Origin of the sequence: Amycolatopsis rhizosphaerae (genome assembly GCF_007713715.1) — a bacterium.
Classification (GTDB): domain Bacteria; phylum Actinomycetota; class Actinomycetes; order Mycobacteriales; family Pseudonocardiaceae; genus Amycolatopsis_E; species Amycolatopsis_E rhizosphaerae.
This window is the reverse complement of record NZ_VJWX01000214.1, coordinates 1-11544: the sequence shown is the minus strand read 5'-3', so window position 1 is coordinate 11544 and position 11544 is coordinate 1. Positions and strand designations below refer to the sequence as shown.

13 protein-coding genes are annotated in these 11544 nt (G+C 69.7%); 4 read left to right on the top strand and 9 right to left on the bottom strand.

All coding sequences use genetic code 11. The features are described 5' to 3' along the window. Positions 1–38 precede the first annotated feature (38 nt). Positions 39–1220 carry a cytochrome P450 gene (locus FNH05_RS20705; RefSeq protein WP_144590364.1) on the bottom strand — a complete coding sequence of 394 codons (1182 nt, stop codon included), beginning with the start codon at positions 1218–1220 and terminating at the stop codon, positions 39–41. Between the two features lie 115 nt (positions 1221–1335). Between FNH05_RS20705 and FNH05_RS20700 the strand changes: the two genes are divergently transcribed. Beyond that, on the top strand, positions 1336–2004 hold the full coding sequence (locus FNH05_RS20700; RefSeq protein WP_144590363.1) for a TetR/AcrR family transcriptional regulator: 669 nt from the start codon (positions 1336–1338) through the stop codon (positions 2002–2004). 234 nt (positions 2005–2238) lie between these two features. Here FNH05_RS20700 and FNH05_RS20695 read toward each other — a convergent pair whose 3' ends face one another. From FNH05_RS20695 to FNH05_RS20680, 4 genes are read right to left on the bottom strand one after another with little or no spacing between them, the layout of a single operon-like run. Continuing rightward, entirely contained in the window at positions 2239–3093 is an 855-nt protein-coding gene (locus FNH05_RS20695) for an aldehyde dehydrogenase family protein (RefSeq protein ID WP_144590362.1), read from the bottom strand. Beyond that, positions 3086–4516 (bottom strand): aldehyde dehydrogenase family protein, encoded by a 1431-nt coding sequence (locus FNH05_RS20690; protein ID WP_144590361.1) that lies wholly within the window; start codon positions 4514–4516, stop codon positions 3086–3088. Before FNH05_RS20690 ends, FNH05_RS20695 begins: the two co-directional genes overlap by 8 nt. Next, a complete protein-coding gene (gene deoC, locus FNH05_RS20685; RefSeq protein ID WP_144590360.1) occupies positions 4517–5470 on the bottom strand; it encodes a deoxyribose-phosphate aldolase in 954 nt (317 codons plus the stop codon). A gap of 41 nt (positions 5471–5511) precedes the next feature. Further along, positions 5512–6105, bottom strand: a complete 594-nt coding sequence (locus tag FNH05_RS20680) for a DUF1707 SHOCT-like domain-containing protein (protein ID WP_144590367.1) — start codon at positions 6103–6105, stop codon at positions 5512–5514. A gap of 87 nt (positions 6106–6192) precedes the next feature. On the opposite strand from FNH05_RS20680, the gene upp reads away from it, so the two are divergent. Next, positions 6193–6816 carry a uracil phosphoribosyltransferase gene (upp, locus tag FNH05_RS20675; RefSeq protein ID WP_144590359.1) on the top strand — a complete coding sequence of 208 codons (624 nt, stop codon included), beginning with the start codon at positions 6193–6195 and terminating at the stop codon, positions 6814–6816. Between the two features lies 1 nt (position 6817). On the opposite strand, the gene FNH05_RS20670 is transcribed toward upp, so the two are convergent. Beyond that, positions 6818–7411: a TetR/AcrR family transcriptional regulator gene (locus FNH05_RS20670; protein WP_144590358.1), complete on the bottom strand. Its 594-nt coding sequence runs from the start codon at positions 7409–7411 to the stop codon at positions 6818–6820. 84 nt (positions 7412–7495) lie between these two features. Here FNH05_RS20670 and FNH05_RS20665 point away from each other — a divergent pair, with 84 nt between their 5' ends. Further along, on the top strand, positions 7496–7897 hold the full coding sequence (locus tag FNH05_RS20665) for a MerR family transcriptional regulator (protein WP_144590357.1): 402 nt from the start codon (positions 7496–7498) through the stop codon (positions 7895–7897). After that, complete coding sequence (locus tag FNH05_RS20660; RefSeq protein ID WP_186382652.1) at positions 7894–8874, top strand: aldo/keto reductase; 981 nt, start codon at positions 7894–7896, stop codon at positions 8872–8874. The genes FNH05_RS20665 and FNH05_RS20660 overlap by 4 nt, the downstream gene beginning before the upstream one ends. A gap of 124 nt (positions 8875–8998) precedes the next feature. On the opposite strand, the gene hisS is transcribed toward FNH05_RS20660, so the two are convergent. The 3 genes from hisS to FNH05_RS20645 all read right to left on the bottom strand — a co-directional run bounded on the left by hisS (position 8999) and on the right by FNH05_RS20645 (position 11294). Then, complete coding sequence (gene hisS / locus FNH05_RS20655) at positions 8999–10288, bottom strand: histidine--tRNA ligase (protein WP_144590365.1); 1290 nt, start codon at positions 10286–10288, stop codon at positions 8999–9001. A 46-nt stretch (positions 10289–10334) separates the two neighbouring features. Further along, entirely contained in the window at positions 10335–10733 is a 399-nt protein-coding gene (locus FNH05_RS20650; RefSeq protein WP_144590356.1) for a hypothetical protein, read from the bottom strand. A 108-nt stretch (positions 10734–10841) separates the two neighbouring features. Next, positions 10842–11294 (bottom strand): flavodoxin family protein, encoded by a 453-nt coding sequence (locus FNH05_RS20645; protein WP_144590355.1) that lies wholly within the window; start codon positions 11292–11294, stop codon positions 10842–10844. Positions 11295–11544 lie beyond the last annotated feature (250 nt).

Below are 11544 nucleotides of genomic sequence, written 5' to 3'. Positions count from 1 at the left end.
CAGCGGGTGGTGTCCGCGACTATCCGCATGAGCAACTCCTACCAGGTGACCGGGAGTTCGTACAGGCCGTAGATGTTCGCATCGTCCTTGAACGGCAGTTCGCCCGCGTCCACGGCGAGCCGGAGGCCGGGTACCCGCCGGAAGAGGGTGTCGAACACGATCTGCAACTCCATCCGGGCGAGGTTCTGGCCGAGGCACTGGTGCGCGCCGAAGCCGAACGCGATGTGGTGCCGCGCGCCGCGTTCGATGTCGAACTCCTCGGGGTCGTCGAAGGCCTCCGGGTCACGGTTGGCGGTGTTCCCCAGTGCCAGTACGCCTTCACCGGCTCGGATGGTGACCCCGCCGAGTTCCACGTCCTCGACGGCCACGCGCGAGGTGGCGAACTCGGCGATCGTGAAGTAGCGCAGGAGCTCTTCGACCGCGTTGAGGGTCTTCGACGGGTCCTCGCGGAGGGCGGCGAGGGTTTCCGGGTGTTCGAGCAGGGTCAGCGTGCCCAGTGAGATCATGTTGGCCGTGGTCTCGTGACCGGCGATGAGCAGCAGGAACCCGAGGCTGATCAGTTCCTCCCGGTCTGTGGTCTTCTCCAGCTGACGGCTCAGCAGGTCCTCGCCGGGTTCCTCTTCCTTCTTGCTGATCAGGCGGTCGAGATAGCCCCGCAACTCGTCGATGACGGCGAGCCGCTCTTCGGGTGCGGTGGTCCGGCGGAGGAGCTTCGTGGACCGGGTCTGGAAGAAGTCGTGGTCGGCGTAGGGCACGCCGAGCAGTTCGCAGATCACCAGCGAGGGCACCGGGAGCGACAGCGCCTGCACCAGGTCCGCGGGCCGTGGTCCGGCCAGCATCGCGTCGATGTGCTCGTCCACGATCTGCTGGATGCGGGGGCGCAGCGCCGCCATGCGCTTGACGGTGAACTCGCCGACGACAGCGCGCCGCGCGGGGCCATGCGCCGGCGGGTCCATGCCGATCAGGGAGGGCCGGAAGGTCGTCAGCCTGCGGTCGCTGAACAGCAGGAGCGGGAAGCCGGGATTGCGGCGGTCGGAGCTGAACCGGGGGTCGGTCAGCATGGTGCGGATGTGCTCGTGCTTGGTCAGTGCCCAGGCGGTCTGGCCGGTGGGCAGGGAGACCCGGGAAATGGGTGCCTCCTCGCGCAGCCGGACGTGCTGTTCCGGCGGGGCGTAGGGGCAGCTGCGGGTGATGGTCAGTGGTGCGGGAGCCGTGGTCATGGGTTCCACCCCAATCCGTGACTGAAAGTATCCGGACGAACACCTTCCACTTAATTTCCAAGGTACCGAAGCGGAAGAACTTCGTCCACCTCTTTCAGGATGCGACAATCGGGGCGTGACGGCAGATCCGGAGACGAAACTGCGGGCCGACGCGCGCCGCAACCGAGACCAGATCATCGCCGCCGCCAAGGAGATGTTCGCCGCGCAGGGCCCGGACGTGCCCATGGAGGAGATCGCCCGCCGGGCGGGGGTCGGCGTCGGCACCCTCTACCGTCGCTTCCCCGACCGCGAGGCGTTGATCCGCGCGGTGGCGCAGCACAACTTCGCACTCGTGCTGGAAGAGGCCCGCGCCGCGGCCCGCGAGGAGCCCTCGGCCTGGCAGGCGCTCGTCCGGCTGCTGCGTCAGTCCCGCGAACTGCGGCTCAGCGTGCAACTCGCCCTGGTGTCGCCGCTGGCCTGGACGATCCTGCGCAACGACGCCAAGACCCAGGAGTTCCGCGACGCGATCCTGGACGTGCTCGACGGGATCGTCCGCACGGCCCAGCAGGACGGCACGCTGCGGACCGACATCGGAACCGGGGACGTGGCCGTGCTCGTCTCGCTGCTGCTGCGCCGGATCCCGTTCGCCCCCGACGAGGACCTGCTGCTCGACCGGGCCCTCACCCTCATCCTCGACGGACTGAGCGCACGCCAGGGCAGCCCGCTGCCCGGCGCCCCCACCAGCGCCTTCGACCTGATGCGGGCCAAGCACAGCCGGAAGGAAGCCCCTCCCGGCTGCGCCTGAAGGTCCGTCTCGTCCGATATCACGGCGAGGACGTGGAACCGTGGACCCGGGCGAAAGGCGCGGTAACGCCCGGATCCACGGAGCCGGGTGCGGTTTCCCGCGGTGACGCGCTACCGCCAGGTGTCGCCGAGCGTGGCGATTCCGCCCGCCGGAGAACCGTGAAGGGGCCCTTCACGGTCGAATCGACTGTGAAGGGCCCCTTCACGGCACAACGGGGGGCTGGGCGAAAGCCACCTAGGTTCCCATCGGGTGCCAGACGGTCTTCGCCTCCAGGTAGTGGCGGAGGCGGGTGAGGTCCGGGCGCTGCGCCCAGTCCGGCTCTTCGGCGGGCACCCGCAGCACCCGCTTGACCGTCCCGGCGGCTTCGCGCGCCAGGCCGGTGCGATCCTCGGCGCCGGTCGGGTCGAGCGCGTCGACGTCGCCGTGCGAAGCCAGCCACGGGCCCAGTTCCGCCGCGCTCCCGGTGAGGATGTTCGCCACCCCGGCCGGAACGTCGGAGGTCGCCAGCACCTCGGACAGGGTGATCGCGGGCAGCGGCCGTCGTTCGCTGCTCACCACCACCGCCGTGCACCCGGCGGCCAGCACCGGGGCCAGCACGCTCACCAGCCCCAGCAGCGAAGAGCGCTGCGGGGCGAGGACGGCGACCACGCCCGACGGTTCCGGTACCGTGAAGGAGAAGTACGGCCCGGCCACCGGGTTGGCCCCGCCGAGCACGCTCGCGATCTTGTCCGTCCACCCGGCGTACCAGACCCACCGGTCGATCGCGAGATCCACCAGGGACTGGGCGCGCCGCACCCCTTCCGCGGCGCCGATCTCGGCGGCGAACTGGTCGCGACGGCCCTCCATCATCTCGGCGACCCGGTACAGGACCTGACCGCGGTTGTACGCGGTGGCCCCCGACCAGCCGCCGAAGGCCTTGCGGGCCGCGGCGACGGCGTCACGGGCGTCCTTGCGGGAAGCGCGGGCCGCGTTCGCCAGGAAGCGGCCCTTGGCGTCCTGCACCGGATAGACCCGGCCCGATTCGGAACGGGGGAACTTGCCGCCGAGGTAAAGCTTGTAGGTCTTGGCGACGGTGAGCCGATCAGACATCGAGGTAGGCCTCCAGACCGATGCGGCCGCCTTCGCGACCGAAACCGGATTCGCGGTAGCCGCCGAACGGCGCGGCCGGGTCGAAACGGTTGAACGTGTTGGCCCAGATCACGCCGGCGCGGAGCCGGTTCGCGATGGCCAGACTGCGGGAGCCCTTCTCCGTCCAGATCCCGGCGGACAGCCCGTAGGGCGTGTTGTTCGCCTTGGCCACGGCCTCGTCCGGGGTGCGGAAGGTCAGCACCGACAGCACCGGGCCGAAGATCTCCTCACGGGCGATCCGCATCGACTGGTGCACCTCGGAAAACACCGTGGGGGCGAAGAAGAATCCCCTCTCCGGTATCGGACAGGGGCTCGTCCAGCGGTGCGCGCCCTCGGCCTCGCCGGAATCGGCGAGCTCACGGATCTTCGCCAGCTGGGTTGCGGAGTTGATCGCGCCGATGTCGGTGTTCTTGTCCAGAGGGTCGCCGAGGCGCAGGGTGGACACCCGGTACCGCAGCTTGTCCAGCAGTTCGTCCGCAATGGACTCCTGCACGAGCAGCCGCGAACCCGCGCAGCAGACCTGGCCCTGGTTGAAGAAGATCCCGTTCACGATCCCTTCGACGGCCTGGTCGAGCGGCGCGTCGTCGAAGACGATGTTGGCCGCCTTGCCACCCAGTTCAAGGGTCAGCCGTTTGGGAGTACCGGCGAGGCGGCGCTGGATCTGCTTGCCCACCTCGGTGGAACCGGTGAACGCGATCTTGTCGATGCCCGCGTGGTCCACGATGCGTGCGCCGACGTCCCCCGCGCCGGGCAGGATGTTCACCACCCCGGGCGGCAGTTCGGCCTGCTGGCAGATCTCGGCGAACACCAGCGCGGTCAGCGGGGTGGTCTCCGCGGGCTTGAGCACGACCGTGTTGCCGGTGGCGAGCGCGGGTGCGACCTTCCAGGCCAGCATGAGCAGCGGGAAGTTCCACGGGATGATCTGGCCCGCCACCCCCAGCGGCTTCGGGTCGGGCCCGTATCCCGCGTAGTCCAGCTTGTCCGCCCAGCCCGCGTGGTAGAAGAAGTGCGCGGCCACGGTGGGCAGGTCGGCGTCCCGTGATTCCCGGATGGGCTTGCCGTTGTCGAGCGTTTCCAGCACGGCCAGTTCGCGGGAGCGTTCCTGGATCAGCCGGGCGATCCGGAACAGGTATTTCGCCCGCTCCGTCCCCGGCATCGGGCCCCAGGTCTTCTCGAAGGCCCGCCGCGCGGCGGCCACCGCGGAGTCCACATCGGACTGGGCGGCGGTGCCGACCTCGGCGAGCACCTCTCCGGTGGCCGGGTTGACGGTCTTGAGCGGTTCGCCTGCCCCGTCGGTGAACTCGCCGTTGACGAAGGGCCGGTAGGCCGGTTTGAGGTTCGCCGACTCCGCCGATTCGGGGGCGGGCGCGTAGTCCCAGGTCATCTAGTCCACCGTCACGTAGTCGGGGCCACTGTAGTGACCGTCGAGTTGGGTACGCCGCTGGAGCAGCAGGTCGTTGAGCAGGCTGGACGCGCCGAAGCGGAACAGCGCCGGGGTGAGCCACTGCTCACCGGCCACCTCGTGCACGGCGACCAGATACCGGATCGCGTCCTTGGTGGTCCGGATCCCGCCCGCCGGTTTCACCCCGCGCAACTGCCCCGTGGTGGTGAACCAGTCGCGGACCGCCTGCAGCATGACGTGCGTGACCGGCAGGGTCGCCGCGGGCGACACCTTGCCGGTGGAGGTCTTGATGAAATCGCCCCCGGCCAGCAGCGCGAGCCACGACGCGCGTCGCACGTTGTCGTAGGTGGCCAGCTCGCCGGTTTCGAGGATGACCTTGAGGTGCGTGTCCCCGCAGGCCGCCTTGACCGCCTGGATCTCCTCGAACACGGCGCCGTAGCGGCCTTCGAGGAAGGCGCCTCGGTCGATCACCATGTCCACCTCGGTCGCCCCGGCGTCCACGGCGAGGCGAACGTCGGCGAGCTTGACCTCGCGGCTGGAGCGGCCGGACGGGAAGGCGGTCGCGACGCTGGCGACTCCGATTCCCGTCCCGGCCAGCTGCTCGACGGCGGTGGCGACGAGGTCCGGGTACACGCAGACCGCCGCGACACACGGCGTTTCCGGGCGTTCCGGATCGGGCCGCTTCGCCTTCGCCGCCAGCGCACGGACCTTGCCGTGCGTGTCGGCGCCTTCGAGCGTGGTCAGGTCGACCATGGAGATCGCGGTGTCGATGGCCCAGAGCTTCGCGGCCTTCTTGATGCTGCGGGTGGCCAGCGAGGCGGCTCGGGCTTCGAGGCCGACCTGGTCGACCCCGGGCAGGCCGTGCAGGAACCGGCGCAGGGCGTCGTCGTCGCGGGTGACGTCGTCGAGCCCCGCCGGCAGAGTGGGTGCGCTCACCCGTCAGAGGCTAGCCGCGCCCGGCGGCGCATGTCCCCCAACTACGGTTCGCGGCGCGGCTTGCGGGTCACACTGACTCCGCCCCAGAACGCGAACCCGTTGATCCGCACCACCGGAGCGCCCGGTGGGGGCGGAGTGGCGGCCGCCGCGGGGTCGTCCCGGCTTTCGAAGGCGCCCATGAACCCGATGCCGGTCACCTCGACGACGATGTCGTCCGGAACCACGATGTCGATTCCGCCCATGATCGCCACCGCGGTGATGGTCGAGCTCCGCTGGGCGAAGCGCGCCGAGCGCAGGTCGATCTCCACCCCGCCCCAGAACGCGAAGCTGTTGTGCTGGGCCGGTACCACCCAGTTGCCCTTCCGGCTCGCGCCGGACATGATCGCGATCGACGTCTGCGAGCCGGGCGTACCGCCGATGCGGTCGTCCACCGCGCGCGAGGGCGCCGGTTGCACGGCCGTGCCCGCCGAGACCTCGGGTAGGTCGGCGATGGGCGGTTCGAGTTCGGCCAACGTCTTCGCGGCGTAGACGCTGTCGAGCCGCTCTTCCAGTTCCTGCACCGTGATCCGGCCCTCGGCGAGTGCGTTGTGCAGGATCTGGGCGACCCGTTCGCGGTCGGCGTTCGAGGCGCGCATCGGTGGCTGCTCGGTCACAGCGTGAGCCTAGCGGTCCGGCCTCGGACTTGCCCTCGTCTTCGGCACGGACAGGTACGGTGATGCCTTATGAACGTGCTCGTCGTTGATCATCCTCTGGCGAAGGACCGGCTTTCGACCATGCGGGATGCCCGCACGGACAGCGCTGCGTTCCGTGCGGCGCTGCACGAGCTGACCGTGATGCTGATCTACGAAGCCACGCGCGAGGCGCCGGTGCGGGTCGAGCGCATCCACACGCCGGTCGCGCGCACCGACGGGTACCGCCTGGCGAACCCGCCGCTGCTGGTGCCGGTGCTGCGGGCCGGGCTTGGCATGGCGGACCAGGCGCACAAGCTGATTCCCGACGCGAGGATGGGCTTCGTCGGCCTGGCGCGGGACGAGGAGACGCTGGAACCGACGCCGTACCTGGAGTCGCTGCCGGAAAGCCTCGCCGACCAACCGGTGTTCGTGCTGGACCCGATGCTGGCCACGGGCGGTTCGATGGCCTACACCATCGGGCGGCTGACCGAGCGGGGTGCCACGGACGTCACCGCCATCTGTGCGCTGGCCGCGCCGGAGGGGCTCGAGCACCTGGAGAAGTCGGGACTGCCGGTCCGGGTCGTCACCGCGAGCATCGACGAACGGCTCAACGATTCGGGGTTCATCGTGCCGGGACTCGGCGACGCGGGTGACCGCCAGTACGGCGCGCGCTGAGTCACCGGACCTGCCAGCCGCGGGCGTGGGCGCGGAGTGCTGCCTCGTAGGAGGCCGCCACATCGAAGGCGCGGGGCAGGTTCCCGGTGAGTTCGAGGGATACCAGGCCGTGGACGAGGCCCCACGCGCTGACCGCGACGGTCTCGGGCGCCACGTCGGCGAACTGGCCGGCCTCGATGGCCGCACGCACCGTGTCGAGCAGGGGCAGGAGTCCGTCCCGGGCCAGTTCGGCGGCTTCCGGGGCGGGTTCGAATCCCGGGACGACCCTGGTGAACATGATCGAATACAGCTGGGGGGCGGCCAGCGCGCTCTCGCGGTAGGCGAGGCCGAGCCGGACGAAGTCCTCCACGGGATCGTCCGTGCGCGGGACGGCGCGCATCCGGTTTCCGAACCTGCGGAAACCCTCCGTGTACAGCGCGTTCACCAGGTCCTGCTTGCCGCCGAACAACGAGTACACGGCGGTGGTCGAGGTCCCCGCGTCCGCCGCGAGTTTGCGCAGGCTGAGCGCCTTGGGCCCGTCGGCGGACAGTAGTTCACCCGCCCGGTCGAGCAGGCGGAGGCGGAGCGCTTCGTCGTGGGTCCGGGGCCGTGCCATGTGCCGAGCGTATCGGAACGCTGTTATCAAACGGGTCGGCTCGCATTTGACCTGGAGCGCACTCCAGGTCGTACTGTCGCAGGCATGAGCTACTCGATAGCGGAAGCCGCACGCCGCAGCGGGCTGTCGATCGACACGCTCCGGTACTACGAGCGCATCAAGCTGGTGGATCCACCGGCACGTGACGCGGCGGGGCGTCGGGCCTACTCGGACGACGACCTCGCGTGGCTGGGCTTCCTGACCAAGCTGCGCACCACCGGCATGCCGATCAAGATGATGCGGGAGTACGCCCAGCACCGGCGGCACGGGGACGCCGGAGCGAGGCGCCTGAAAGGCATCCTGGTCGAGCAGCGGAACTCGGTGCGGGCCCGGATCGCGGAGCTCCAGTCCTGTTTGGACACTCTTGATTACAAGATCGACAACTACGACCGGATCTGCCGGGACCTGGAGGGGGCCGGGCGGACCGTGGAGGGGATTTCAGCGTGATTCCGACCAGGAAACTCGGCGAACTGGAAGTCGGCGCGCAGGGCCTCGGCTGCATGGGCATGAGCCACGCCTACGGCGTGCGCGACAACGAGGAAGAGTCCATCGCCACCATCCACCGTGCCCTCGAACTCGGGGTGACCCTGATCGACACCGCGAACGTCTACGGCGCGGGAGAGAACGAGAAGCTGGTCGGCCGGGCACTGGCCGGGCGGCGCGACCAGGTCGTGCTGGCCACGAAGTTCGGCATCGTGTGGACCGAGCAGGGCATGTCGGCTCGGGGCGACGCGGCCTACGTGAAGCAGAGCTGCGAGGATTCGCTACGCCGGCTCGGCGTGGACCACATCGACCTGTACTACCAGCACCGGGTGGACCAGGACACGCCGATCGAGGAGACCTGGGGCGCGCTGTCCGAGCTGGTCGCCGAGGGCAAGGTCCGCTACCTCGGCATCTCCGAGGCGTCCGCGGAGAGCATCCGGCGCGCCCATGCCGTGCACCCGGTGACCGCGTTGCAGAGCGAATGGAGCCTGTGGACCCGCGAGATCGAGCACGAGGTCGTGCCGGCCTGCCGCGAGCTGGGGATCGGGATCGTGCCGTTCTCCCCGCTGGGGCGCGGTTTCCTGACCGGCGCGATCACCTCCGTCGAACAGTTGCCCGCCGACGACATGCGCCGCGGTCTCCCGCGGTTCAACGAGGACAACCTGGGCCGGAACCTGGCGATCGTCGAGGCCCTGCGTGAACTCGCCGCCGAAAAGGGGGTGACGGCGGGGCAGCTCGCGCTGGCCTGGGTGCAGCACCGGAGTGCCGACGTGGTGCCGATCCCGGGGACGAAGCGGCGGACCTACCTGGAGGAGAACGTCGCCGCGGCCACCCTCGAACTGAGCGAGGACGACCTCGCCCGCATCGAGGCCGCCGCCCCGGCCGACGCGATCGCCGGTGCCCGCTACCCCGAGCACCTCTCCCGGGCCGCAGGCCGCTGAGACTTCGGCTCGTAGGAGCTGCGCGGTGCCGTGAAGGGTCCCTTCACAGTCGAATCGACTGTGAAGGGACCCTTCACGGCCAACACTCACGCGACTTCGCCGGAGCCCTGGCCCTGCCGAAGGGTCAGCCGAGGAGTTCGCGGACCGTGCCGGGAGCGTCGGCGAACGGGACGGTGCGCTGCTCACGGGTGGCCAGCGAGCGGACGGTGACGTTTCCGGCGTCCCAGTCCTCCTGACCGACGATGACCACCGCGCGGGCCCCGGCCTTGTCCGCCCGCGTCAGTTCCTTGCCGAGCTTGCGCAGCTCGATCGGGGTGGAGGTGCGCAGGCCCGTTCCCCGCAGCTCGCGCGCCACGCTGCGGGCGGCGGCGGCCTGCTCGCCGGTCACCGGGATCACCACGACGTCGACCTCGCTGCGTGGCTGCGGGGCCAGGCCGTGGGTGTTCAGGAAGTCGATCAGGGTCACGTCGCCCATGCCGAACCCGATGCCCGGAATCTGCTGCGGGGTGAACATGCCCGCGAGGTCGCTGTAGCGGCCGCCGCCGAAGAGCGCGCGGTTGTTCTCCGGCGACGTGTCGTACACCTCGAACACCGTGGACGTGTAGTACGCCAGGCCCCGCACGATCATCGGGTCGAACCGCACCAGGCTCGCCGCGTCGCCGGAGAGCACCTGGACCAGGTTCGAGTTCGCCTTGATCTCGGTGGGCAGTTCGTCGAGCAGCGCCGTTCCGGCGCCCAGTACCTCGCCCAGCTTCTCGAACTGCTTGTCCGCGAGGCCGATCTCCTCGGCCTGCGCGGCCAGCGCGTCCTGCGGGTACTTCTCCCAGCGGTCGACCAGCGCGAACACCCCGGGCAGTTGCTCGGCGGTGACGCCGACCAGGACGGTCAGCGCCGAGGACAGCAGGTTCCGGTCGTTGGCCCTGACCACGAACATGTCCCGGCTCGCGCCCAGGCCCCGCATCAGGTCGTGGATCAGCTCGAACATCTCGATCTCGCAGTTCGGGCTGTCGGACCCGAAGATGTCGGCGTTGATCTGCCAGTGCTCGCGGACCCGGCCCCGCTGGGGCTTCTCGTAGCGGTGGCAGTTCGGGTGGCTGTACCAGCGGACCGGGAACTGCAACGAGCCCGCGTTGCCCGCGATCATGCGCGCCACCGACGGGGTCATCTCCGGGCGCAGCGCCAGGCGCCGTCCGCTGCGGTCCACCAGCGTGTACAGCTGCTGGTCGGCGATCTCCTGGCCGGACTTCCGCTCGTAGATCTCGGCGGACTCCAGGATGGGCCCGTCGTAGCGCTGGTAGCCGTAGCGCTCGAGGACGTCGTAGAGATGGCCGAACACCTGCATCCGGACGGACATCTCCGGGGGCAGGAAGTCCCTGGTCCCCCGGTAGGGCGTGGTCGGCAGGTACTCGGGCACGACGATCCTCACGGTTGGAAACGGATGTGGTCCCCAGTTTATCGAGCTAGCCGACCGCGACACCGTAGGCGGTCATGAGCATGGCGACGGCCAGGAGCAGGCCGCCACCGGCCGTGACGCCGTGGGCGAGTCCGCGGCGGGGCAGCAGGTGGAGGAACAGGCCGCCGGACTGGCCGAGCACCCCGAACAGGAGCAGGAAGCAGGTGATCCACCGCGCCGTTGTGCCGAGCCCACCGTGTCCGAGCAGTTGCAGTGTGAGCAGGGCGAGGACGAGCAGGACGCCGGCATGGGCGTGGCCCGCGCGGAAGAAGCCGCGCTGCGTCTCGGTCAGCTTCCCCTTCCTCAGCAGGCCGAGCAGGGAGTACCCGCCGAACATGACGGTGGGGAGCGAGACCAGTGCGATCACGGTGAACAGTTGGACGGGTCCGGTTGCGGAAGTGGTCATGGTTGGACCGTAACACTGTTATGTAACGCTGTCATCAAACTTGTCGTAGCCGGCGGAGCAGGCGTTCGACCCCGGCGAACCGCTTGGTCATCTCGCCGGGCCCGCGGGTCAGGCCAGTAACGAGGCCGCCAGGGTGGCGCCCAGCTCCCAGCACGCCTCCAGGTCCGCCTTCCCGGGCTCGCCGGTGACGGTGACCTCCGGAGCGCTCTTCTTCCAGCCGAGCCCCGTCGTGATGGACTCGATGCCCCGGACCGTGCCCGCGACGTCGCTGCCCCCGTGCACGTAGTAGCCGAACGGGCGGCCACGGGTCGCGTCGAGGCACGGGTAGTAGATCTGGTCGAAGAAGTGCTTGAGGGCGCCCGACATGTAGCCGAGGTTCGCGGTGGTGCCGAGCAGGTACCCGTCGGCCGCGAGTACGTCGGAGGCGGTCGCGGCGAGCGCGGGACGGCGGACCACGTCGACGCCCTCGATCTCGTCGGTGGTCGCCCCGGAGACCACGGCCTCGAACATTGCCTGCAGGTTCGGCGACGGGGTGTGGTGCACGATCAGCAAGGTAGGCACGCCTGCGGAGCCTGCCGCGATCCGCGACGGCGGGCAACCGGGGTGATCCGCCCGACCGGAAACGCGGCCCCGGGATTTCCGCGCGGCCATTCGAACGGCCATCGCGTCACCCGGGAACCCGCCGATAGGGCGTTGATCAGCGGTTTTGTGTTTAAGGGACCCCCTGTTCCAGGGGGGTTTTCGGCCCGTGTAATCTTCTCTTCGTCGCCAGGGAGACCGGGCCGGCGGGCGAAAGTCCAAAGGAGCGGGG

Coding starts and splice junctions, on each gene's coding strand:
- FNH05_RS20670 (WP_144590358.1), bottom strand. CDS start 7,411: ATGGCACGGCCCCGGACCCACGACGAAGCGCTCCGCCTCCGCCTGCTC.
- FNH05_RS20650 (WP_144590356.1), bottom strand. CDS start 10,733: ATGACCACTTCCGCAACCGGACCCGTCCAACTGTTCACCGTGATCGCA.
- FNH05_RS20665 (WP_144590357.1), top strand. CDS start 7,496: ATGAGCTACTCGATAGCGGAAGCCGCACGCCGCAGCGGGCTGTCGATC.
- FNH05_RS20690 (WP_144590361.1), bottom strand. CDS start 4,516: ATGACCTGGGACTACGCGCCCGCCCCCGAATCGGCGGAGTCGGCGAAC.
- FNH05_RS20680 (WP_144590367.1), bottom strand. CDS start 6,105: ATGCGCGCCTCGAACGCCGACCGCGAACGGGTCGCCCAGATCCTGCAC.
- FNH05_RS20695 (WP_144590362.1), bottom strand. CDS start 3,093: ATGTCTGATCGGCTCACCGTCGCCAAGACCTACAAGCTTTACCTCGGC.
- FNH05_RS20705 (WP_144590364.1), bottom strand. CDS start 1,220: ATGACCACGGCTCCCGCACCACTGACCATCACCCGCAGCTGCCCCTAC.
- upp (WP_144590359.1), top strand. CDS start 6,193: ATGAACGTGCTCGTCGTTGATCATCCTCTGGCGAAGGACCGGCTTTCG.